Consider the following 24,567-nt stretch of genomic DNA (forward strand, 5'->3'; position numbering starts at 1 on the left):
TTACGCACGGCTATCTCGTGGAGCCGCCGCCGGGAGCCAGGCCCAGCGGGAACAGCATGAATCCGAGAGCGACGAGGGGAAACAGGCGCACCGCCCGCGCCGAAGGCTTCGCATCGATCTCGGGCTGCCGGTCTGCGTACAGGACGTAGACGACCACGACGTCGAATGCGACGACGAGCAGCCATCGGGTCCAGTCGACACCGGTGATGAACAACGGCACCAGCAACAACGCACCAACGGCAGGCAGGGCATACCGACCGTTCAGCTGAGCGATGAAGCCGCGCAGCGATACGCCGGAGAAATAGCTCACCGCCCGTAGGGTGAGGGCAACACCTACGACGCCCAACACGAACGACCCGACCAGTGCGGGCAGCCCGACCGCGGCCACCTCTCTGATCCCGTCGGTGACGGTGTGATCGAAGGTGGACAGATACCAGCCGCACACCCAGTCGTGGTAATCCGCGTTGCTGTGCACGGTGCCGGTGAGGTAGTTGACCAGGTCCGGGAAGGATTTGATCGACGCGAACGGGGTCTCGATCATTCGGTGCGGGACCGTTCCGCACACCTTGCCACTGACATCGTGATCGGCGAAGGCGGCAACGATCAGCGCGACGACCAGGCCCGGGCCGATCGCCAGGGCAGCGCAAAGGCGTTGCGCCCCAGCGGTCAGAGTCGGGGCGAGGATCAGGATGCCCAGGATCGCGCCCAAACCGAACTCTAGGGCCATGCCCTCGTGCATCAGGGCCAGCACGGCGATGGCCGCCCCGAACACGCCACTACACAGCACCACTGCGCGGGTCCCGGTGACCGCCGTGAGCGCCAGGCACAGAAGGATCAGGGCGACCGCACCGAACAGATCGGGACGGGCCGAGTACACGGCGTAGGGGACTCCGAACGGCAGCACGGCGAGTAGCAGCGCCACCATGATTCGTCGTTCGGAGCGACACCGCCTGAGCAGCTTGTAGGCCAGGGCGCCCAAGCCGAGCAGATACACCGCGGTCGATACCCACCGCATGAGATACGCATTGGTGAAAAAGTCTGCGCCCGAGACATTTCCGACGATCTCGCCGGCCAGACCACGCCGGGTGAAACCGAACCGGTAGTCGACGACGTAGTACGAGATCAGGTAATGGTCGATCGGTACGACAGACACCGCGATGTAGACGATGGCCAGCGTCCACGCCGTGATCAGCAGCGCGACAGCGCCGTAGACGGCCGCCCGCCTACGGCTCAGGCCCGCGCGCGCCGCCTGAGGTAGCGCCGTCTCCACCGTCAGCTGACGCCGACCTTGGCATCGACACGGCCGAAGCTGCCGTCCCGGTACTTCTGGACACACGCCGAACGCCGGGTCTTGCCGCTCGTGGTGATCGGGATCGAGCCCGGAGACACCAGTACCACGTCGGCGACCGCCACCCCGTGTGCCGTCGAGATCACCGAAGTGACCTCGCCTTTCACGGTGCGATAGTGCTCGGCGACGTCATCGGCGTCCTCACCCTTCTTCTTCACCTCGGCGACCACCACCAACGTCTCCGTGGCGTCGTCCGGGACCGCGACAGCGGCCACCCGGCCACGCGTGATCGTCTGCACCGACGCCTCGATGTCGTCGGGGTAGAGATTGCGTCCACGGATGATCAGCAGATCCTTCATCCGGCCGATGATGAACAGTTCGCCTTCCGAGATGAAGCCGAGATCGCCGGTACGCAACCATTTTTCGGCCGGAACATCGGCCGGTGCGTCGACGATGCTGCCGCCGAAGGTCTGCTCGGTCTCGTCCGGCTTGTTCCAGTAGCCGGCCGAGACGTTCTCCCCGTGCACCCAGATCTCACCGATCGTGCCCGCCGGGCACTCGGTCCGCAGCTCGGGGTCGACGATGCGCGCCAGCGGCGAATCCGGTGTGCCGTAACTGATCAACGAGGTTCCGCTGGTGCACCGCTTGGCGTGCCCGGCCGAGAGTTTCTCCGGCTCGAACTGCACGACCTGCGGCGGCTGCCCGGGTGTCCTCGTCGCCACGTAGAGCGTCGCCTCGGCAAGGCCGTAGGACGGCCGGATGACGGCCGGGCGCAGGCCGAAGCGTGCGAAGCGATCGGCAAAGCGGCGCACCGTGACGTCGTGAACCCGCTCGGCGCCGCTCATGATGCTCAGGACATTGCCGAAATCGCAGCCGGCCAGATCCTCGTCCGTGGTGCGGGCTGCCGCCAGGTCGAAGGCGAAGTTGGGGGCCGCGGTCAGCGCATGCGGGTGGCTGCCCACCTGCTGCATCCATCGCGCCGGCCGCGCGAGGAACGACAGCGGGCTCATCACCACGGTCCGCCAGCCACCGAGGATGGGAGCGCAGACACCGAGCAGCAGACCCATGTCGTGATAGAAGGGCAACCACGACACCACGGTGCTGTCGGCCGGCGGTACCCGGTCGTAGTCCGAGTAGAAGCCGCCCATCATCTGCTCGAAATTGGCGGTGAGGTTGCGGTTGGACACCATCACGCCCGCCGGGGTGCGGGTGGAACCCGAGGTGTACTGCAGATAGGCGGTCTCGGGCAGGGTTTCACGCTTGAGGCGCCCGCCGCTGCGCGCATCGAGATCGAGCGAATCCACCTCGACCACGGTGGGGACCATGCCGTCCTCACCCGCCTGCGCATACGGCGTGACGTCGGCGGCGACCGCGGAGGTCGTGAGCAGCACCGTCGGTGCCGCGTCGCGCAGCACCGCGGACACGCGCTCGTCGTGGGCGCCGGCCATCGGCGTCGACAGCGGCACAGCGATCAGTCCCGCTTCCATCGCGCCCAGGAACGCCACGATGTATTCCAGGCTCTGCGGGGCCAGGATCAGGGCCCGGTCCCCCACCGACGCATGCTCGCGCAGCTGGACCGCCAGGTTCTTGACGCGCCGGTACATCTGCGACCAGCTCAGCGTCTGCTCGACACCGTCCCAGTCGTGGTCGTAGTCGATGTAGGTAAACGCAGGTTCGTTCGGCTGCACACTTGCGCGCTCCCGCAGCACGGCAGTCAGAGAAGATGCGATCACTTGCAATACCTTTCGTGCTCGACGGAATGCCGCAGCAACCCAGCCGATGTGGTGAGATCCAGACCGCGACGGCACGTCGCGGCGATTGATACGTCGTTCATCAGATGACCATCCCGGTGAGCTCGAACTCACCCAGCACCTGTGTGGCCAGCTCGCGCAGCCAGTCCTTCGTGTTCTCGGCACCGGGCTGGTAGCCGACCACGGATATCGAGATCCTTCCGCCGAGCCGTCCCGAGACAAGAACCAGATGGCCTCCGGCCCGGACGATCTCGCGCTCGATGACGTTTTGGTCGACCCCGCGCATCACCACGAACTCGGCGTCGGTGCCGTCGGCTCTGCTGAACGCCGGGTCCAGCTCCCCCATGTTCGAGCAGGACACCGGCAAGCCGGCCGCACCGACGAAAGCATCCGACAACCGGGTCAGGGCCCGTCGGGGCACGAACGGGATCAACGGCAGGAACAACGCGGACTCGTCCGGTTCCTCCCGGCGGGCCCGGATGGCGGCTCTGATCGACGTGCGGGTGGACGACAGGTCGGAGGTCACCCCGGTGGGGTCCACCCCGACGTTGCCGATGGTCATCGCGTTGGCGCGGGTGTCGTCCAGGCCCCGGTCGCTCAATGCGAGCAGCAGGTTCACCTCGCCGTCCGCGCCGCCGCACCGCCCCATGCGTTCACCGAGCCGCGCAGCGAATCCTGCGAGCAGCGAATACGTGTTCCCACCAAGGGATTTCGCGCGGGCATCCCACTGGTCGACATCGACGAAAACCGATATCGCAGGCACGGTCACCACGCGGTCGCCGCCGGTCACGCCGATGCTCTCGGCCACCGGAGCGGGAGCCGCCAATTCGTCCCGGCGCCGGATGAGCATCCGCGCCGCCGCGCCGATCGTCCGGAACACCTCCGGCAGATCACGAGCCGTCGCCACGGCATCCTCGCGGGCGGCACGCAGCCGCGCCCGCACGGTCCTGGCACGAGGCGGCGGGTAACCGAAATCGAGGGATTCGCCCTTGGACGCGCAGATCACCGAGACGATGCCGGCCACGCCGTCAGCCATGCAGTGTGACGCCACCAGGCTGATCGCGGTCGAACCGTCGGTCATCGGAAGCACCGCGAGTCGCCAGCCGGGGCCTCGTTCGGGGTCGATCGGCCGCGCTGCCTGCTCGTCGGTCCAATCGCTGAGCTCGGCTCGCGTTCTGGGCTGCGCCTCGACGTCCATCGGGAACTCTGTGCCGGGTGCGTGGATCCACCGGTGCCGGCCGAACGGCAGCGGGGACCGCTGGATCAGCCGGCCGGCGAAGGTGCCACCCAGGTGGTGGTGGAACCGCTGCAGGGCCTCCACATCGACGGGGTGCTCATAGATCCAGAGGCACTGCATGAGCTGCGCGCGGTTGCCCGCCCGCATCGCGTCGAACATTGCCTGGTCCAGATAGACCAGCCGATTGTCTCTTCGGATCCCGGATCTCGCCTTCGACATCGGTCAGCCTCCGGCCTGCCGGACGCTGGTCAACCCGAACTCCCCGAGCACGTGCGTGACGTGCTCGAGCAGACTCTGCTTGGTGTTCGCCGCGCCCGGCTCGTACCCGACCACGGTGATGGAGATCTGACCGCCGAGCCGCCCCGACGCCACGGTCAGCAGGCCGCGCCGCTGCTCGAGTAGTTTGCGCGGGATCCGTCCGTTGACCCCCCGCAGCATGAGGTAGTCGCAGTCCGTGCCATCGGGCCGGCCGAGAGCCGGGTCGAGGTCACCGAGGTTGGTGCAGGACACCGGCAGGTCGGAGAAGCCGAACAGCACGTCGGCACCGCGCCTCACGGCGATCTTGGGAACGAACGGGATCAGCGGCAGCAGTTCCAGCGACTCGTCGGGCTCGTCCCGGCGCTTCTTGAAGCCCGCTCTGATGACGGCGCGCGCGGCGGTCAGGTCCTTCGTCACCGGCACCGGGTCGACGGCGATGCTGTCCAGGGACACCGCGTTGGCCCGCGTGTCGTCGTCGGTCCGGTCCGCGATCGGGATCAGCAGGCTGACCGCACCGTCCTCGATCCGCTGACGCCCCAGGCGCGCACCGAGTCTCGCGGCGAATCCGGCCAGCAGCGAATGCGAGTTTCCCTGTAGGGCCTGCGCCCGTTCGTCCCAGTCCGCGAGATCGACGAACACCGAGATGGCCGGCACCAGCACCTCGGCGTCCGGATCGCCGTCGTAGGACACCGCGGGCGGCGGGGCCGACCGGGCGATGTCGTGGCGGCGTTCATACGCCAGCCGAACTGTCTTCGCGACCGTGCGCGCGACCTCGGGCAGGCTGTGAATCGCTTCGCGGCCATCGGTTTTGAGCGCATGGGACCTGGCGCGGGATCGCGGCAACGGATATCCGAGGTCGCGCCGGATCCCCTTCATGGCATCGGTGATCGTGAGCACCGCGCCCATGCCGTCGGTCAGGCAGTGCGATATCTCAAGGCTGATCGCGGTGGATCCGTCCGTCATCGGCAGCACGCCGAGGCGCCATCCCGGGCCGGTCTCCGGATCGATCGGCAAGCCGGCACGCTCATCGGCCCATTCCGTGAGTTCGGTTCGCGGCCGGGCGGACTGCTCGATGTCCAGGGGTGCCGCCGGGCCGGTGGCGGCCACCCAGCGGTGCCGGCCGAACGGCAGCGGCGAGGTTTCGATGCGCCGGCCGAACAGACCGAAACCGAGGTTCTCATGCAGCTTCCGGACCGCGTCGAGGTCGACCGGGCGTTCATAGACCCACACCAGCTGGGCCAAGGATTCTTCGCCCGTTGCGCGCAGCGCCAGGAACATCGCCTGATCGGTATAGCTCAGCCGGTTGTCCGGGTGCGCCGCCGAATCAGATGCCGCGGAACCGACATTCGCTCCCTGCGAGCCGTCCAGCACTGCCACTGATCGATCCTCCTGCCCCACCGATCAACTCACCGTCGAGCCCAGCACCGCGAGCGCCGGCGCCGGACTGCTCGAAGCGACGCCAACCCGGCCGGCCACGACGTCCAGATACTCGGCCTTCATCGCCTCGATGTAGCGCAACGCGGACTCGCGGGCGACGGCATTGTTGGGGTAGGCCACCGTGACGGTGGTTCCCTTGCCCAGCCGGTTGACCCACATCCCGATCTGGTGCGCATCACCGGCGTCGCTGAATACGCGACCGTTGAGTTGATTCCACTCGGCGATGATCGCCGGCGACAACGGCGGAAGACCCGCGTCGAGGTAGGACAGCATCGGGACGCCCGTCGTCGGCTTGCGGACACCGACCTCGGCGCCGAGTTCCACCACACGTTCGAACGGCACGTTCGCCAGGTCGACACGCGAGTCGAAGGATGCCTGTGCGGCGCGGGCAATCTCGCCGAACGACGACCCCGCGACCGGCACACTGATCGGGACCAGCCCGGTGAACCAGCCGGTGGTCATGTGCTCGGCAGGCGTACTGCGCGTCGTCGTGGGCGTGATCACGTGATACATATCCGCACCGGTGATCTTGTGATCCGCCATTGCGGCACAAGCGAATACCCCACCGCTGAACCGGGTGCCCTCGGCTTGGCACAAGGCCTCGAAACGCTCGGTCTCGTCGTCGTCGAGCAGCTCCACCGTCAACAGCGCGCCGCCACGGGAATCCGTGACCTCGCCGAGCGGCAGCGGGAACTTCGGCAGGGTCCCGGAATTGTGCTCGGCGAATTCGATCCACGCCTGCACCTCGGGCGAATCCACCGTGAGCGCCGAGGTGTACTCGTGCTGGCGGATGCAGTAATCGTGATAGCTGCCTGCCTCCGGGAGCTGCAGCGGGGCGCCACCGCCGACCAGGGCCGCGTACATCATGTGGATCTCGACGAACAACGCTCCCATGAACATCGCGTCCGCGTGAACGTGATCGACACTCAGGTAGAACGTGAAGTGGTCCGAGCGCTGGATGATGCCGAAACGGAAGCAGTCCCACTGCAACGGATCCGGTGTGGCCAGTAGATGCGTGCGCCATTCTTCGGCGTCCATCTCGGCCAGGTTCTTCGGGACGAACCTGATGTCGCGGGCGCTGGCCAGGGTGCGGCGGACGAACCCGCCTGCACCATCGGCCTCGAACCGGCTGTGGAACGTGTCGTGCCGACGCAAGTAGGCGTTGATGACGTGCGTCATGGCGCGAATATCGCACTGCCCCGCGATGTTCCACGACGGGATGTTCAGCCGGGCCATGTTGCGGCCGTGCGCAGCGTGATCACGATAGGCATGCAGATGCTGCGCCTGCTGATAGCTGACGGGAACCGTGCTGATCGGGGCCTCGGCGATCTTGGCGAGTGTCGCCGCCGAGGGCTCCCACGAGACAACCGTGCCTGGGGCATCGACCCAGTCGTGGATTGCTTCGAAGGCAACCATATGTCTCCTAGCTTCTTACTTCCGGATCGTCATGAAGGTGTCGCGGCGCTGACGTCGTCGGCCAACGTTTCGGTCAGACTGTCGGCGAGGGCCCGGATGGTCGTGATGCCCATCGGACTGATCCGAATACCCGTCTCGGTTTCGATCCGGGTACGCAGTTCGAGGTTGCCGAGGGAATCGAGCCCATATTCCGACAACGGGCGGTCAGGATCGACCGATCGCCGCAGAATCAGGCTGATCGAATCCGAGATCAGCCTGCGCAGCCGTGCCGACCATTCTTCGGTCGGCATCGACCGCAGTTCGGCCAGGAACTGACTGCCGCCCGCGCGCCCCTTGTCCAGGTTGCGGAACGCTTCGGCGAACGGGCGGGTTTTCGCGAAGGACGCCAGCCACGGGGCACCGGCCACCGGGGCATAACCGGTGTGGGTGCGGTCGTGCCGGAGCAGCGCGTCGAACGCGTAGGCCCCGTCGTCGGGCTGGATCGCCATGGCCTCGTCCTGCGCCAGGTTCTGGCCCTGACCGATCTCGGACCAGGCGCCCCAGGCGATCGCGGTCGCGGGCAGCCCCTGCGCCTTGCGCCAGTGTGCGAAGGCGTCCAGCCAGCTGTTGGCGGCCGCGTAGGCCCCCTGGCCCGGCGAGCCGACCAGCGCGGCGGCCGAGGAGAACGAGCAGAACCAGTCCAGCGGTTGGCCCGTCGTCGCCTCGTGAAGGTTCCACGCGCCGTAGACCTTTGGCGACCAGTCCCGCTCGACGAGTTCATCGGTGATCGAGCTCAGCGTCGCGTCCTCGACCACCGCGGCGGCATGCAGGACTCCACGCACCGGCAGGCCCGTTGCCGTCGCGGCGGCCACCAGCCGGCGGGCGGTCGCAGGATCTGCGATATCACCGCGCTCCACTTCGACCTCGACGCCGTGCGACCGGATTCGCCGCAGCGCAGCCTGTGCCGCCTCTCCCGGCGCCGACCGACCGTTGAGGATGATGCGTCCGCAGCCCGCTTCGGCCATCTTCTCGGCGAGGAACAGCCCGAGGCCGCTCAGACCGCCGGTGACGACGTACGCACCGTCGCCGCGGAAGGTCTTGGCCTCCGACGGCGGAACCACCGCCGGGTCGTGCCCACTGCGCGGCACGTCGAGCACGAGTTTCCCGGTGTGCTCGGCGGCCCCCATGACGCGGATCGCGGTGGCACCGTCGGCCAACGGGTAGTGCGTGGTTTCGGGTGCCGGCAGAATCCCGTCGGCGATGCGCTGGTAGATGGTCGTCAGCAGATCACGCACGGTGTTCGGATCGGTGAGTGTCAACAACGCCAGATCCACCGCGTAGAAGGCGAGATTGCGCCGGAACGGGAACAGTCCGAGCCGGGTGTCCCCGTAGATGTCGCGCTTGCCGATCTCGACGAAGCGTCCTCCGAAGGACAGCAGTTCCAGGCCCGCCCGCTGCGCGGCCCCGGGCAGCGAGTTGAGCACAATGTCAACCCCGTAGCCGTCCGTGTCCTTCCGGATCTGGTCAGCGAAGTCGATGCTCCGGGAGTCGTACACATGCGTGATGCCCATGCCGCGCAACAACTCCCGCCGATGCGCGCTGCCGGCGGTGGCGAAGATCTCCGCGCCCGCGGCGCGGGCGATCGCGATGGCGGCCTGGCCGACACCGCCGGTGGCGGAGTGGATCAGCACCTTGTCCCGCGAGGAGATCCTGGCCAGGTTGTGCAGGCTGTACCACGCAGTGGCGTGCGCGCTGGGTACCGCCGCCGCCTGTCCGGCGGACAGCGCAGGCGGCAGGGTCACCGCGAGGTTGGCGTCACACGTGATGTACGTGGCCCAGGCGCCGTTGGTGGAGATTCCGGCTACCAGATCGCCGACCTTGTGTTCGGTCACGCCCGGTCCGACAGCCACGACCTCACCGGCGTAGTCGGCGCCGAGTTGGGGCATCCGTCCTTCGAAGCTGGGGTACCGGCCGAGCGCCACCAGGACATCGGCGAAGTTCAGGTTCGATGCCCGGACCGCGACCTCGATCTGCCCGGGTCCCGGTTCTGCGCGGTCGACGGCAGCCAGTTCCAGCGACTGCAGGTCGCCGGGCGTACGGATCTGCAGTCGGACTCCGTCACGCTGGTGATCCACCACGGTGGAGCGGAAATCGTCCGCTCCCAGCGGGGTCAGGTTCAGGCGCGCGGCGTAGAACTCACCGTCGCGCCAGCCCGTCTCGTCCTCTTCCAACCCGGCGAGCACCTGGGTGGACAACTGCTGGGCATCGGTGTGATCGTCGGTGTCGATCATCGTCGGATGCAGATGGGGGTGCTCCACCCCGATTACCCGGACCAGGCCACGCAATCCGGCCTGGGCGAGGTTCGACACATCGGCTGCGACCACCCGCTGCGCGTTGCGGGTGATCACGTACAGGCGGGGCGCACCAGCCGCTTCGGGCAGTCGACGCGCGATGTGCACGAGCCGGCGCACCTCGTCGGCGCCTTGCGACACCGCCGCCGAGTCTGACCCGGCGACCTGCTCGCCACCAGCGAATACCACTACGGCACCGACGTTTTCGTTCTGTAGGTGCGCTTCGAGTGCCGCCTCGGCAGCGGCATCGTCAACACCGGACGGCCACACCATCGGGTTGGCGGTGACGCCATGGGCGCCGAGCGCGGACACCAGCTCACCGGACAGCCGGCCCCCGGCTTCGGTCGTATCGATCACCAGTACGGAGCGGTTCCCGAAGTCGTCGGCCTCCGGCAGCGTCTGCTGAATCCAATTGACGGTCAGCAGGCGGTTGTTGAGCGTGTGATCGCGCTGCGCGGACCCGGCATGCGACCCGAGCCGCAGCCCCTCGACTGTGACGAGGACGGCCCCGTGCTCGTCGAGAATCTCCAGATCCGCCTCGACCAGCGCCTGCCCGACCTTCATGACATGGGCAAGGCAGTAATGCGCCTGACGAGTCGAGGCATGTGCGCGAATCCTGCGGACTCCCAGCGGCAGCATCAGCGCCCCGGTCGCATCCTCCCGGATCGCGGGGTGCACAGCGATCGCCTGGAAGCACGCGTCCAGGAGCGCCGGGTGGACTGCGTAGGCGGACTGCTGCGAACGCAGCGCCGGCGGCAACGCAACCTCGGCGAAGACCGAACTGCCCGGACCGGTAGCCGCGGCAGACAGGCCGGCAAACGCCGGCCCGTACTGAATGCCGTGCGCCGCAAACGATTCCCGCAACTCGGCGCCGTCCGTGCGGTCGGTATGGGTGGCCAGCAACGCGGCAATGTCGCGAGGTTGCGGCGCCGGCTGGTCACCGGCCTGCAGGCGCGCGGAAGCGCGGCGCACCCGTTCACCCTCGCCTGCGGTTTCGATCCCGAATTCGGCAACGCCATCGGCCAGGACCGCCGCGACGGTCGACACCACGGTTTCGTCGTCGAGCAGGAGCATGTCGTGGAACGCGAGATCCGTCACCTCGGCACCGTCGCCGAGCACACCGGCGGCAACCGTCAACGCCATCTCGCAGTACGCGGCGCCGGGCAGGGCCGCCACATCGTGGACGCGGTGGTCGTCGAGCCAAGGCTGCGCCGCCGTGCCGACGTCCGCCTGCCAGACATGACGTTCCTGGTCTTCGGGCAGGCGCACGTGCGCGCCGAGCAACGGGTGCACCGCGACGGTGTGGGCTCCCGACTGCTCGCGCCCGTCCCGTGCGAGCAACAGGGTGCGGTGGGTCCAGGCCGGCAGCGGCGCCTCCACCAGGCGGCCATCGGGATACAGCGCCGAGAAGTCGACGGCCGCACCGGAATTGTGCAGATCACCGACGAAACCGCGCAGCCCCGAGGGCATTTCCTGTTCGCGCCGCATGCTCGCCAGTACTGCCATGGACATATCCAGGCTGCGGGCCGTCTGTTCGACCGCGTGGGTCAGCAGCGGGTGCGGCGCGAGCTCACCGAAGACCCGGTATCCATCTTCGAGCGCGGCCTGTACAGCGGCCGCGAATCGCACCGTGTACCGCAGGTTGTCGGCCCAGTAGTCGGCGTCCCACAGCGGTTCTTCACGCGGGTCGTACAGCGTGGCCGAGTAGTAGGGAACCGTCGGCTCCATCGGGGTCAGGTCAGCCAACGCGTCGGCCAGGTCATCGAGGATCGGATCGACCTGCGGGGAATGGGATGCGACCTCGACCGCCACCTCGCGGGCCATCAGGCCGCGCTTCTCCCAACCTGCCACCAGGTTTCGGATCGACTCCGTGGCGCCGCCCACCACGGTGGATTCCGGCGAGGCCACCACCGACAGCACGACATCGCCGACGCCCTGGGCCGCCAGTTCAGAAAGGACCTGCGCTGCAGGCAGTTCCACCGAGGCCATCGCGCCCGATCCGGCGATCGTCGCCATCAACCGTGAGCGGCGGCAGATCACCTTCACGCCGTCCTCGACGGACAGTGCGCCCGCGACGACGGCTGCGGCGGCCTCCCCCATCGAATGGCCGATCACCGCACCGGGATTCACGCCGTACGCCTTCATCGTGGCGGCCAGGGCAACCTGCACCGCGAAGACTGTCGGCTGCACGCGGTCCATGCCGGTCACGACCTCGGGAGCCGACATCGCCTCGGTCACCGAGAACCCGGACTCACCGGCGATCAGCGGCTCCAATTCGGCCACCGTCGCCGCGAAGACCGGTTCGGCCGCCAACAGTGCGGCACCCATTCCGGCCCACTGCGAGCCATGCCCGGAGAACACCCAGACCGGCCCGCGTCCGCCCGCGGCGACCGCAGGCTGGTACGGCGTTTCGCCGTCGGCCACCTCGCGAAGCGCCTCGACGAGTTCCTCGGAGGTTTCGGCCAGCACCGAGGTCCGCACGTCGCGATGCCCGCGGCGGCGGGCCAGGGTGTAGCCCAGGTCGGTGAGTCCGCCGTCGCGCGCCGGATCGGCTACCCACTCGGCGAGCCGGCCCGCCGTCTCTCGCAGCGCCTCGGCCGACGTCGACGAGATGGGGAACAACTTCGGGCCGTCCGCGAACGGACTACCGGCCGAGTCGCCGTCGACGATGGTGGCCGCGGACGGCTGTGCCGGCGCCTGCTCGAGGACCGCGTGCACGTTGGTTCCGGAGAGTCCGTACGACGACACGGCGGCGCGTCGAGGGTGCCCGTCGGCGGCGGGCCACGGCACGTTGGCCTGCGGCACGAACAGATTGGTGTCGATCTTCGCCATCTGATCGGGCAGTCGCTCGAAATGCAGGCTCTGTGGGACGACACCCTCCTGCAGCGCCAGAACCGCCTTGATCAGGCTGACCGCGCCGGAGGCCGATTGGGTGTGGCCGAAGTTGGTCTTGGCCGAGCCGAGTGCACACGGGCCCTCGGCCCCGTAGACGTGGGCCAGCCCGGCGTACTCGATGGGGTCGCCGACAGGAGTACCGGTGCCGTGGGCCTCGACCATGCCGATCGTGGCGGGGTCGGTGCCTGCGGCGGCCAGCGCAGCCTGGTAGACCGCGATCTGCGCCTCGCGGGACGGCGTCGCGATGTTGACGGTGTGGCCGTCCTGGTTGGCCGCGGTGCCGCGGATCACCGCCAGCACCCGATCGCCGTCGCGCAGCGCGTCGGGCAGGCGTTTGAGCAGCACGATCGCGCAGCCTTCGCCGGAGACGAAACCGTCGGCGGCGACGTCGAAGGCATGGCAACGCCCGGTCGGCGACAACATCCCCTGCGCCGAACCGGAGGCCATCTTGCGTGGTTCCAGCACGACATTGACGCCGCCGGCCAGTGCGAGGTCACTTTCGCCGTCGGCGAGGCTTCGGCAGGCATTGTGGACCGCGAGCAAGCCCGACGAGCAGGCGGAATCGACGGTGTACGCGGGACCGGTGGCACCGAGCGCGTAGGCGATGCGGCCGGAGGCCAGGCTGAAGTTGCTGCCGGTGAAGCCGTACGGCCCGTCGAGTACCTGGGCGTCGGCGGCCACCAATTGATAGTCGGCGCCGGTCATACCCACGAAGACGCCGGTCAGTGACCCGGCGAGGCTGGTCGGGTCGATGCCGGCGTGCTCGAGCGCCTCCCACGACGTCTCGAGCAGCAGACGCTGCTGAGGATCGATCGCAATGGCCTCGCGCTCGCCGATCCCGAAGAAGTCGGCGTCGAACCCGCCCACGTCATCGATGAAGCCGCCCCACTTCGACACCGAACGTCCGGTCACCCCCGGCTCGGGGTCGTAGAACTCCTCGGCATCCCATCGGTCCAGCGGAACCTCGGTGACCAGGTCAGCGCCCTGCAACAAGGCTTCCCACAACTTGGCCGGCGAGTCGATCCCCCCGGGCAGCCGGCATGCCATGCCGACCACGGCAATCGGGGTCACTGGAGTTTCGGCCAAGTGGGCTCAACCTCTCTAAGTGCGATCGTGAGCAAAGCTCCGATCAACGTACTAAGACGGCGCAAACGAATGTTCGCTACGTCGTCATCGACGCACGGTACCGAATGTCGATATCCGGCACGAGTCGTTGCCAACGCGGGTCCGTAGCCTAGCGCCTAGCCCAACGTAGATGTTGGAAACATATGATCGCAAAAACGGTCAGACGTTCGCTGTGTTGCATCCTTTTCGAAAACTGACCGAGCCTGCCGATTTCGCTAGCGAGAGCTCCGGGACACGCGACCAGATCGCCCGAGCGCGCGGCTTTCTTTGTCCGCCAACATATTTCAAGGCACCGTGGCGCGACACTGGTGCGTCGCACTAATTATTCCGCTAACTAGTAGTGCTCCAATTGCGGCGCCGCCGGCCCTATTTCCAAGGTTGTCCAGAACTCGATATCGATGTCAGGTTGTTCACCCACAGTCAATTCATAGGTCCAGTCAAAAAAGTTAGCTGGTTACCGCCACGCAAACTATCGATACCGTAGTTGAACCGCATTCATGTTCCACGCTCCCGGGCCGCGATAACGGTACGAATGTGTACCTCATTTTCCCATCAGCTAATGGGATTAATTCCCAGCGCAACGTAATAACCAGCATTGATCGTGAGTGACGCCAAAACTGTCGCAACCGACAACAGCCCCATCCGGCCCACCCGGGGACGTCGCCGGGCACCCCTGAGATTCAGCGCACGCCACACCCGGATGCGTGACAGATCGCACAAAATGTATTGAAAGCAAACTGACCTGCGTTAACGGCGCACAGCCGCTGCAGACTCAAGAGAGGTATCCCAATTCTGGGACACAGTGTGATGTATTTCACTGCAGCTAGAGGCATGACAACCGGGTCGACGAGCAGGCACGAAGCGCACCGCAACGAAGAAAGCCGACCTGACGGCATCCGTCAGGTCGGCTCGCGCCGATAAATGCAGAACTACCCCGCGACGGGCTTGGACACTTCGTGCGGCGCCGCCCCGAGGTCGGGTACAGCCGTGTACCCACGCTCACGGGCGCGGGCCACATCCTTGCGGATCAGTGCATTCAGACCGACGAACGCGGCCATGTCGAGCACCATCGGAGTCAACAGGCGGTTGTGCACAAAGCCGATCGCCAGGCCGCTGGCCGGGTCCGCCCAACCAACCGAACCGCCGAGGCCCACATGCCCGAATCCGGGCATGACTCCGAACGGCACCGAGTGATACCCGAGATGGAAACCGAGCGGCACCCCCAGATTGCGGTCCGGACGTATGCCGGACGGACCGGTCAGCCCGGCCACGGTCTGCTCAGAGAGGTATTCCAGGCCGTTGAGCCGGCCCCGATTGGCGATCGCGCCGTACATCCTGGCCAGGCCGCGGGCGGTCGCGACGCCGTTGACCGCAGGCGCCTCGGAGTCGAGGAACGGCGTATCGCCCTGAACCAGCGACATCACGCCGGGGAAATACATCGAGCCGAACGCACCCGAGAAGTTGAGCGCGGCGACCCGAGGTGCCACGAAGTCGAAGACGTGGTTGGGCCACCGCAGTTGCGGGACGAGGATCTGTGCGGCCCGGGTGGGAGCCTGCGCCGGTGGACGCCCGAGGTGCAGGCCGTCGGTCCCCAACGGCTCTGCCAGCTCGGTCCGGAACAGTTCGCGCATGCTGCGCCCGGTCACTGCGCGGGCCAGACCCGACAGCAGCCAGCCGTAGGTCAGCGCGTGATACGCCGGCTTGCCGAACAGAATCGAGTTCACCGGCGCGGCGGCGACGCGGCTCTCCATCACCAGGTGGTCAAGCAGATCGGCTTTGCTGACGCCATTGAGCTGGGACAGCCCCGCTTCGTGCGCCATCACCTGCCGCACCGTGATCGCGGATTTGCCGTTGGCCGCGAATTCGGGCCAATAGGCGCCCACCGGGCTGTCGTATTCGATCAGGCCGCGGTCGACGAGCCGATGGATGACCGTCGAGGCCATCCCCTTCGTCGCGGAGAACACCATCGCGCCGGTGTCGGCCGTCCAATACTGCGTGCCTGCCCGGTCGGAGTAGCCGGTCCAGACGTCGACGACAGGCTCACCGTCCTGAAGGATGACCAGCGCTCCGCCGCCATACCTACGGCCAGGGAACAGCTTCGAGAACCCGCGGACCGTGCAGGTGAAGTTCCTGTCCGCCGCGCCTTGGACACCGTGTGGGAGCGCCTCGTCGCGCTCGCCGTTGTGATCGGTCACACATTTGAATTTACCTGTACCCCCGGCAAATTCCAGCAGCGTTACCTACCTGTTAGCCCTGACCCGGGCCGCCCGCTCAGGAGCTCGGCTTGTCGTCCACCTTGAAGTCGATGTTGACCTTGTCCGACTCGACGGCCTTGACCGTAGCCGTGACGCCGTACTTGGTGCCGTCTTTGGCTGTCAGCACACAGTGCTGGGTGGTCCCCACCTTGCCGACGATCCCATCGTCGCAGGTCACAGACTTGGCCTTGCGATTGGCCGCGGCCTCCAGCTTCTCCTTGGCCATGGTCTGCAGCTTGCTCTTGGCCACTGTGGGCGCGGTACCGGTCGAGCCGCCGCCACCACACCCGGTCAATACCGCACCACCGACCATCGCGGCCGCAACGAGCACACGCAGTTTCGCCTTCACGTCCCTCATCTCCGGGTCAGCCCAGCCTTTCGCTTCCGTGTCGCTGCGAACAGCGTAAGTGCGGCAGACCCGATATCAGTCGGCCGCGTCGAGAATCTCCTGGGCCGCCAGCGCCGGAGTCAGTTCACCCTCGCGCACGCGGCGTTCCACCTCGTCGCGGATGCTGCGTACGCCGGGGTGCGACATCACCCGGTCCAGGACGGTGTCACGCACCATCGACCAGGTCCAGTCCACCTGCTGAGCCCGACGCCTGGCCTCGAACTCGCCCGCCTCGGTGAGTACCTCGCGGTGTTTGAGCACCGTCTTCCACAGCTCGGCCAGCCCGTGTCCTTCGAGCGCACTCATCGTGAGAACCGGTGGCCGCCAAAGTGTTTCCCGCGGGTAGATCAGCCGGATGGCACCTGTCAGTTCTCGGGCCGCGGCCTTGGCCTCGACCGCGTGCTCGCCGTCGGCCTTGTTGACCACGATGACGTCGGCGAGTTCGAGCACACCTTTCTTGATGCCCTGCAACTGGTCACCCGTACGGGCCAGGGTCAGGAAGACGAACGTGTCGACCATGTTCGACACCGTGACCTCGGACTGTCCCACCCCGACCGTCTCGACCAGGATGACGTCGTAGCCCGCCGCCTCCAGCAGCACGATGGTCTCCCGGGTGGCCTTCGCCACCCCACCGAGCGTCCCGGAGGTCGGTGACGGCCGGATGTAGGCATCCGGATGCACCGCCAGCTTGGCCATCCTGGTCTTGTCGCCAAGGATCGAGCCGCCGGTCCGCGTCGATGACGGGTCCACGGCCAGGACCGCGACCCGGTGGCCTGCCTCGATGAGGTACATGCCGAGGGCTTCGATGGTCGTCGACTTGCCGACGCCGGGCACCCCGGTGATGCCGATGTGTTGGGCTTTGCCCGCCTCTGGCATCAATTCCAGCAGCAACTGCTGAGCCTGGTCACGATGGTCGGCCCGGGTGGATTCCACCATCGTGATGGCCCGCGCCAGGGCGGCGCGGTCACCACTGCGGACGGCGGCCGCCAGCTCGGGAACTGTATTCATATCCCGGGTCGCTCCGCTCCTGCCCTCCGAATGACAGCCACTACTAGCTCAGCGAGTAACCGAGCCGGTCCGCCAGCTTCTGCAGCAGGCCGATGGCCGCGTCGGCGATCACCGTGCCCGGCGGGAAGATCGCGGTCGCCCCGGCCTCGTAGAGCTCGTCGAAGTCCCCGGGCGGGATGACCCCGCCGACGACGATCATGATGTCGGGCCGGCCCACCTCGGCCAACGCGTCACGCAGCGCGGGCACCAAGGTGAGGTGCCCCGCAGCCAGTGACGACACCCCGACCACATGCACGTCGTTGTCGGCGGCCTGGCGGGCCACCTCCTCCGGGGTGGAGAACAGCGAGCCCACGTCGACGTCGAAGCCGATGTCGGCGAATGCCGTGGCGATCACCTTCTGTCCACGGTCGTGCCCGTCCTGGCCCATCTTGGCCACCAGGATGCGGGGCCGGCGACCGTCGGCCTCGGCGAACTTCTCGACCAATTCCGTTGCGGTGCTCACGTTCCCGGCCTTTCCGACCTCGTCGCGGTAGACGCCGGCGATGGTCCGGATCTCAGCCTGGTGGCGTCCGTAGACCTTCTCCAGGGCGTCGGAGATCTCACCGAGGGTGGCCTTGGCCCGGGCGGCGTCGATGGCCAGCGCCAGCAGGTTGTTGCCCAACCCGTCCTCGCCGGCCGATCCGCTCGCCTCGGCGGCGCGGGTCAGCTCTGCCAACGCGGCCTGGGTGGCGGCCTCATCGCGATCGGCCCGCAGCTGCTGCAGCTTGGCCAGCTGTTCGGCCCGCACCCGGCTGTTCTCGACCTTGAGGACCTCGATCTCCTGGTCCTCTTCCACCTGGTACTTGTTGACGCCGATGAGCGGCTGGGCACCGGAGTCGATGCGCGCCTGGGTCCGGGCGGCCGCCTCTTCGATGCGAAGCTTCGGAATTCCGTCGCTGATGGCCTGCGCCATGCCGCCGTGCTCGTTCACCTCGTGGATGTGAGCACGAGCCTTCTCCGCGAGCTGATGGGTGAGCCACTCGACGTAGTACGAACCACCCCACGGGTCGATCGGCCGGGTGGTGCCCGACTCCTGCTGCAACAGCAGCTGGGTGTTGCGGGCGATCCGCGCGGAGAAGTCCGTGGGCAGCGCGAGAGCCTCGTCCAGCGCGTTGGTGTGCAGCGACTGGGTGTGGCCCTGGGTGGCCGCCATCGCCTCGATGCAGGTGCGGGCGACGTTGTTGAACACGTCCTGCGCGGTCAGCGACCAGCCCGAGGTCTGCGAGTGGGTACGCAGCGACAGTGACTTGTCGTTCTTCGGGTCGAACTGGGCCACCAGCTCGCTCCACAGCAGGCGGCCCGCACGCAGCTTGGCCACCTCCATGAAGAAGTTCATCCCGATGCCCCAGAAGAAGGACAGCCGCGGCGCGAACTTGTCGATGTCCAGCCCGGCGTCCAGGCCGGCCTTGATGTACTCGACACCGTCGGCCAGCGTGTACGCCAGCTCCAGATCGGCTGTCGCCCCGGCCTCTTGGATGTGGTAGCCCGAGATCGAGATCGAGTTGAACTTCGGCATCTTGGCGCTGGTGTAGGCGAAGATGTCCGAGATGATCCGCATCGACGGCTTGGGCGGATAGATGTAGGTGTTGCGGACCATGAACTCTTTGAGGATGTCGTTCTGGATGGTCCCGGCCAGCTTCTCCGGCGGCACCCCCTGCTCCTCGGCGGCGACGACGTAGAGCGCAAGGATCGGCAGTACCGCGCCGTTCATGGTCATCGACACCGAAACCGTCGACAGGTCGATACCGTCGAACAACTGGCGCATGTCGAGGATGGAATCGATTGCCACGCCGGCCATTCCGACGTCACCCTGCACGCGCGGATGATCCGAGTCGTACCCGCGGTGGGTGGCCAGGTCGAAGGCCACCGACAGACCCTTCTGACCGGCGGCCAGGTTGCGCCGGTAGAACGCGTTGGACTCGGCGGCGGTGGAGAATCCGGCGTACTGGCGGATGGTCCACGGCTGGTTGACGTACATGGTCGGGTACGGCCCGCGCACGAACGGCGGTGCGCCGGGGAAGCTGTCGAGCGGGTAGCCGGCCTCTGCCACCTCGTCACGGTCGGCAGCGACGTAGACGGGCTTGACGTCGATGCCCTCTGGCGTGGCCCAGGTCAGTTGATCCGGGGTGTATCCGTGAGCGGCAGCGGCCTCGGCGACGTGCGTCTCGACCGCCTCTGGAGTGGCAGGCTCACCCGTGCCTTCGCCGTGCAGCGGTACGTCCGCGAAGCTTCCGATTCCTGTTGTGGCAGTCATGTCAGGCCCCCAGTCCGGTGAGCAGGTTCGACAGTGCTTCGACCGCATCGATCTTGGCGGTCAGATACCCGTCGGGTTTCGAATCAGCTTCGGCCACGGCCTTTTCCGGCCCGGCCAGGAGTACCTCACGCACACCGGCGGCTCGGGCGGCCGCCACCGCGTCGGCGGCCTCTGCACCGTAGCGGGCGTCAGTGCCGCACAGCACGGCCACCGTCGGCGCACCGGCTTCGGCGACGGCCCCGGCGATCGCGGCCGCGTCGAGGGGTCCGGGGTTGGTTGCCTCGATCCCGCCGGAAGCCAACAGGTTCGACGCGAAGGTGGTCCGGATGTTGTGCTCGGCCAACGGGCCCAGCGGCAGCAGCAGCACCTTGGGCCGGGCACCGGTGGCTGCCAGGAAGGCGTCCGAGCGGTCGCGCAGCGCCTCGAACCCGGCCGCGTACCGAGCGATCGACGATGCCGAAGCTCCCTGCGGGAGCGGCTTCTCGTCGAGGTTGGGGAACTCGTTGACACCGGTGATCGCGGTGCGTCGGTGCGCGATGTCGTCACTGCGCCGGGCAGCGACCTCCGCGATCTGGGCGGCGATGTGGTCCCGTGCCGCCACGAATCCGCCACGCGCCTCGATGTCCTGGAAGTGCGCCCAGGCCTGCTCGGCGAGTTGAGCGGTCAGATCCTCGACGAACCACGAACCACCCGCTGGATCGAGCACCTGACCGATGTGCGACTCCTCCAGCAGCAGCAGTTGGGTGTTGCGGGCGATGCGACGGGCGAAGCTGGCCGACGTCCCGTCCAGGCCCTCGGGAATCGCGGCGTCGAACGGGAGCACCTGCACGGTGTCGGCTCCCCCGACGCCCGCCGAGAAAGCGGCCAGCGTGGTGCGCAGCATGTTCACCCACGGGTCGCGCTGGGTCATCATCGGCAGCGAGGTCACGGCATGAATGCGCGCAGCTCCGGCGTCATCTGCAGTGTCGGCGCCGACCACCTCGGCGACCCGCGCCCACAGCTGGCGCGCGACCCGCAGCTTGGCGATCGTCATGAACTGATCGTCGTCAGCGGCGTAGCGGAAACTGATCTGCCGCAACGCATCTGCTGTGGCCACTCCGCCGTCGCTGAGCACGCGCAGGTAGGCGACCGCCGCGGCGATCGAGCCCGCGAGCTCCCAAGCGGCGCTGGCGCCGAGGTTGTGGAAGGCCGGGCCGTCGACGGTGACCGCCCGGACGCCACCGGCGTAATCGGTGAGTTTGGCGACGATGGCCGGCAGGTCGGTGTCCTCAGCGGCGGCCTGCCCCGACAGCGGTGCGGTCAGCGGATCGGCGCCGAGATCGATCGCCAGCCGCGAACGCTGGTCGTCGTCGAGGTCTTCGAGCAGCGGCAGCACCGCGTCGGCGGTGGCAGCGAGGTCGGCTCCCGTGCGTTCGAAGATCACCGGCACCAGGTCCAGGAACACACCGTCGAGCAGTCGGTCCAGCTCGCCCAGGGCGATACCGCCCTCGCCGCCCACCCGCAGGGCCAGCGCGCTGGCACCCTCGGTCAGCGACACCAGCACCGCACCGTTGACCGTGCCGACGTCGGTGCCCGCGACAGCGGGGAAGCTCTCGACGACCTTCCAGCCGGATTTGACGTCGCGAAGGGCGTCGCCGCCGCGGACGAACGGCCACTGCCCCGGCAGGCTGGGCTCCGGACGCGCGTCCAGGCTCGTGTACAGCGGCCGGATGGCGAAACCTTCGTAGGTCTGCGAATCCAGCAGGCGCTCCGGCTCGGCCGGCAGATCGGCCACGTCGCGCCGACTGCTCTTGGCCAGCACACCGGCGACCGCTGTCCGCCACTGCTGACGGTCCGACTCGACCGCACTAGTCCCCTGTAACGACACCCGCATCTCCTGTTATCGCAGCGTGTGACATACCCACTCGCGCTAAAGGCTAAATGATCGCCATCACGGCCCTGACCGCTGGTCGGTGGACTCACGGCAGCGCACAACCGCGGTCCCCGCCTGCGGCCCGTACTGTTGTATGACGTGAAACCCGTCGTCAGAACCCTGCGCGTGGTGCGCGCCGCGGTCATCGCGACGGCTTCCCAGCTGCCGCCCCGGCGGATCGTCGGCCTGCTGGCCGGCATTGTGATTCTTGTCGCAGTTGCGGTGCTGATTCCGTTGCCGACGGCCATGCAGATGCGGGACTGGGCCACCTCGGTGGGACCGTGGTTCCCGCTGGCGTTCCTCGGCGCTCACATCGTGGTGACGGTCTTTCCGTTCCCCCGGACCGCCTTCACCCTGGCCGCGGGACTGCTGTTCGGTCCCGTGCTGGGGGTGGTCATCGCGGTGGCGGCCAGTGCGGTGAGCGCGGTGCTCGCCCTGTTCCTGATCCGGGCCGCGGGTTGGCAGCTCAATCGGCTGGTCCCCCATCCTCGGGTCGACTCACTCGATACCCGCCTTCGCCGGCGCGGCTGGCCGGTTGTGCTGTCCATGCGGCTGATCCCGGCGGTGCCGTTCTCGGTACTGAACTACGCGGCCGGCGCGTCGGCCGTGCGGGTCGTGCCGTACACGCTGGCCACGCTGGTGGGCCTGTTCCCTGGCACGGCGGCAGTCGTCGTCCTGGGCGACGCGTTGACCGGAAACATCAGCCCCGCGTTGGTCCTGGTGTCGCTGGGCACCGCGGCGCTCGGCGTGGCCGGCCTGGTCTACGAGATGCGCCTGCATCGCCGCGAGCGGCGGGAGAAGGAGACAACGGATGAGCGCACTGCCCGATCTCGGTGCCCGGCTCCTGCGCAATCGCCGACTGGTACGTGCCCCGATCTGGCTCTTCCGGATCCGGGCCGGGGCACTGCTCGGCGCGAGGATGATGATGCTCGAACACATCGGCCGCACGTCCGGTGAACGCCGCTACGTCGTGCTCGAGGTGGTGGACCACCCCAGTCCCGATGTCGTCGTCGTGGCATCGGGCTTCGGCGCGAAAGCCCAGTGGTTCCGCAACATTGCCGTCCACCCGCAGGTCCGGGTATGGCTCGGCAGCCACCGGCCGGTGGCCGGCGTCGCCCACATCCTCGATCAGCGCGCCGCCGACCAGGTCCTGACCGGCTACCGAGAGCGCCACCCGGCGACCTGGGAGCAGTTCAAACTCGTCCTCGAACAGACGCTGGGCCAACCGATCACCGAGACGGACACCCCGCTGCCGATGGTCGAGATCCGGCTGCAGCCGGATCTCTGACCCGCAGACCTACTGCGCGCGGTGCGCGCCGCCATCCAGCTCGTTGGGCAGCCCGGGCGGCGTCTCCAACGACGTCTGCGGCGGCCTGGCGCTCAGCGGCGGAGTGGTGGCCCGGGCCTCGGCCTCGGCCTTCGCCACAGCCTGAGCGATCGCGGGGTCGGTCTCGGTGGAGAACCACTCGGCGACCTCGTCGCTGTCGTCCTCGGGCTTGGGCAGATCCTCGTCGACCGGTGACGGTGTGTAGCGGAACACGCCGTCCTCGCCCGGCGCACCGAGCAGCTTGGTGAAGCCCTGCAGGGCCGAACCGAAGTCGCTGGGCACCAGCCACACCTTGTTGGCCTCACCCTTGGCCATCTGCGGCAGCGTCTGCAGGTACTGGTACGCGAGCATCTCCGGCGTCGGCCGGCCCGCCTTGATCGCAGCGAACGTCTTCTCGATGGCCTTGGCCTGCCCCTGCGCCTGCAGGTATTGAGCGGCGCGCTCACCCTGGGCCCGCAGCATCCGCGACTGCCGGTCGGCCTCGGCGGCCAGAATCGCGGCCTGCTTGGCGCCCTCGGCGGCCAGGATCTGCGACTGCTTCTGGCCCTCGGCCTGCTTGATGGACGATTCCCGGACACCCTCGGCGGTCAGGATCATGGCCCGCTTGTCGCGGTCGGCCTTCATCTGCTTTTCCATCGACTCCTGGATCGACGGCGGCGGGTCGATGCTGCGCAACTCGACGCGCGCCACCCGCAGGCCCCACCGGCCGGTCGCCTCGTCGAGCACACCGCGCAGCTGGGCGTTGATCGAGTCGCGTGAGGTCAGCGTCTGCTCCAGCGTCATGCCGCCGACCACGTTGCGCAGTGTGGTGGTGGTCAGCTGTTCGACGCCGACGATGTAGTTGCTGATCTGGTAGACCGCGGCCTGCGGGTTGGTCACCTGGAAATAGACCACGGTGTCGATGTTGAGCGTCAGGTTGTCCTCGGTGATCACCGGCTGTGGCGGGAAGGACACCACGCGCTCACGCAGGTCCACCCGTGCCCGGATCCGGTCGATGAACGGCACCAGCAACGTCAGCTGACCGCTGACCGTGCGACTGTAGCGGCCGAGACGCTCGATCACCGCGGCTTCGGCCTGGGGAATGAGCGCAACCGACTTGGCCACGACAATGATCGCGAACACCACAAGCACGAGCAGTAAGACCAGCCCGGCTACAGCACCTTCCATGGTGAATCCTCCCTGGTACTACGTCGATTTGAAGTGGCGCTACATCGTCTTGAAGACCACCGCGGTCGCTCCGTCGATCCTCACCACGGTCACGAGCTCACCGGGTTCGTACACATCGTGATCGTTGAGGGGCCGCGCCGTCCAGACTTCGCCGTCGAGCTTGACCTGCCCCTCGTGCTGTGCGACCCGGTCCAGCACCAGGGCCGACTTGCCCTCGAGCGCCTTGACCGGCTCGGGTAGCCCTCGCCCGATCTCGAAACGGCGGCGCAGCGCGGGCCGCACCAAGACCAGCAGCAGTACCGACACCACGAGGAACACCACACCGTCCGCCCACAGCGGCAGGTCGAACACCCAACTCGAGCCGCTCGCGGCCAGTGCACCACCGGCCAGCATCAGCAGGAACATGTCGCCGGTCAGCGCCTCCGCCCCGGCGAGTCCCAGCGCCAGGATGAGCCAGATCAGCGGTAGCGGCATGCGCCC

The 24,567-nt window shown here is 67.6% G+C and carries 15 protein-coding genes; 2 read left to right on the forward strand and 13 right to left on the reverse strand.

All coding sequences use genetic code 11. The features are described 5' to 3' along the window. Positions 1 to 10: 10 nt before the first annotated feature. The 11 genes from G6N57_RS22270 to mutA form a co-directional block, all read right to left on the reverse strand. A complete protein-coding gene (locus G6N57_RS22270; RefSeq protein ID WP_077739348.1) occupies positions 11 to 1,270 on the reverse strand; it encodes an Rv1490 family membrane protein in 1,260 nt (419 codons plus the stop codon). A 2-nt stretch (positions 1,271 to 1,272) separates the two neighbouring features. Next, positions 1,273 to 3,021, reverse strand: a complete 1,749-nt coding sequence (locus tag G6N57_RS22275; protein WP_077739347.1) for an AMP-binding protein — start codon at positions 3,019 to 3,021, stop codon at positions 1,273 to 1,275. A gap of 100 nt (positions 3,022 to 3,121) precedes the next feature. Beyond that, a complete protein-coding gene (locus G6N57_RS22280) occupies positions 3,122 to 4,495 on the reverse strand; it encodes a wax ester/triacylglycerol synthase domain-containing protein (protein ID WP_077739346.1) in 1,374 nt (457 codons plus the stop codon). Between the two features lie 3 nt (positions 4,496 to 4,498). Next, complete coding sequence (locus G6N57_RS22285; protein ID WP_234815797.1) at positions 4,499 to 5,911, reverse strand: hypothetical protein; 1,413 nt, start codon at positions 5,909 to 5,911, stop codon at positions 4,499 to 4,501. Positions 5,912 to 5,935: 24 nt separating this feature from the next. Further along, positions 5,936 to 7,387, reverse strand: coding sequence for a condensation domain-containing protein (locus G6N57_RS22290; protein ID WP_077739345.1), 1,452 nt, complete (start codon positions 7,385 to 7,387; stop codon positions 5,936 to 5,938). A 29-nt stretch (positions 7,388 to 7,416) separates the two neighbouring features. After that, positions 7,417 to 13,698, reverse strand: coding sequence for a sulfolipid-1 biosynthesis phthioceranic/hydroxyphthioceranic acid synthase (gene pks2 / locus G6N57_RS22295; RefSeq protein WP_077739344.1), 6,282 nt, complete (start codon positions 13,696 to 13,698; stop codon positions 7,417 to 7,419). A gap of 968 nt (positions 13,699 to 14,666) precedes the next feature. Next, positions 14,667 to 15,932: an esterase/beta-lactamase LipL gene (lipL, locus tag G6N57_RS22300; protein ID WP_077739343.1), complete on the reverse strand. Its 1,266-nt coding sequence runs from the start codon at positions 15,930 to 15,932 to the stop codon at positions 14,667 to 14,669. A 76-nt stretch (positions 15,933 to 16,008) separates the two neighbouring features. Beyond that, complete coding sequence (locus G6N57_RS22305; protein ID WP_077739342.1) at positions 16,009 to 16,350, reverse strand: DUF4333 domain-containing protein; 342 nt, start codon at positions 16,348 to 16,350, stop codon at positions 16,009 to 16,011. Between the two features lie 66 nt (positions 16,351 to 16,416). Beyond that, positions 16,417 to 17,388: a methylmalonyl Co-A mutase-associated GTPase MeaB gene (meaB, locus tag G6N57_RS22310; protein WP_077739341.1), complete on the reverse strand. Its 972-nt coding sequence runs from the start codon at positions 17,386 to 17,388 to the stop codon at positions 16,417 to 16,419. A 43-nt stretch (positions 17,389 to 17,431) separates the two neighbouring features. After that, complete coding sequence (gene scpA / locus G6N57_RS22315) at positions 17,432 to 19,681, reverse strand: methylmalonyl-CoA mutase (RefSeq protein WP_077739340.1); 2,250 nt, start codon at positions 19,679 to 19,681, stop codon at positions 17,432 to 17,434. 1 nt (position 19,682) lies between these two features. Then, positions 19,683 to 21,554, reverse strand: coding sequence for a methylmalonyl-CoA mutase small subunit (mutA, locus tag G6N57_RS22320; protein ID WP_165777793.1), 1,872 nt, complete (start codon positions 21,552 to 21,554; stop codon positions 19,683 to 19,685). Between the two features lie 138 nt (positions 21,555 to 21,692). On the opposite strand from mutA, the gene G6N57_RS22325 reads away from it, so the two are divergent. Further along, on the forward strand, positions 21,693 to 22,550 hold the full coding sequence (locus tag G6N57_RS22325; protein ID WP_407665948.1) for a TVP38/TMEM64 family protein: 858 nt from the start codon (positions 21,693 to 21,695) through the stop codon (positions 22,548 to 22,550). Continuing rightward, positions 22,453 to 22,881, forward strand: coding sequence for a nitroreductase family deazaflavin-dependent oxidoreductase (locus tag G6N57_RS22330; protein WP_235680589.1), 429 nt, complete (start codon positions 22,453 to 22,455; stop codon positions 22,879 to 22,881). Before G6N57_RS22325 ends, G6N57_RS22330 begins: the two co-directional genes overlap by 98 nt. Positions 22,882 to 22,890: 9 nt before the next feature. On the opposite strand, the gene G6N57_RS22335 is transcribed toward G6N57_RS22330, so the two are convergent. Both G6N57_RS22335 and G6N57_RS22340 read right to left on the reverse strand, forming a co-directional pair. Further along, positions 22,891 to 24,087 carry an SPFH domain-containing protein gene (locus tag G6N57_RS22335; RefSeq protein WP_036444350.1) on the reverse strand — a complete coding sequence of 399 codons (1,197 nt, stop codon included), beginning with the start codon at positions 24,085 to 24,087 and terminating at the stop codon, positions 22,891 to 22,893. A gap of 39 nt (positions 24,088 to 24,126) precedes the next feature. After that, positions 24,127 to 24,561 carry an NfeD family protein gene (locus tag G6N57_RS22340; RefSeq protein WP_077739338.1) on the reverse strand — a complete coding sequence of 145 codons (435 nt, stop codon included), beginning with the start codon at positions 24,559 to 24,561 and terminating at the stop codon, positions 24,127 to 24,129. Positions 24,562 to 24,567 lie beyond the last annotated feature (6 nt).

It is taken from the genome of Mycolicibacterium boenickei, assembly GCF_010731295.1.
Classification (GTDB): domain Bacteria; phylum Actinomycetota; class Actinomycetes; order Mycobacteriales; family Mycobacteriaceae; genus Mycobacterium; species Mycobacterium boenickei.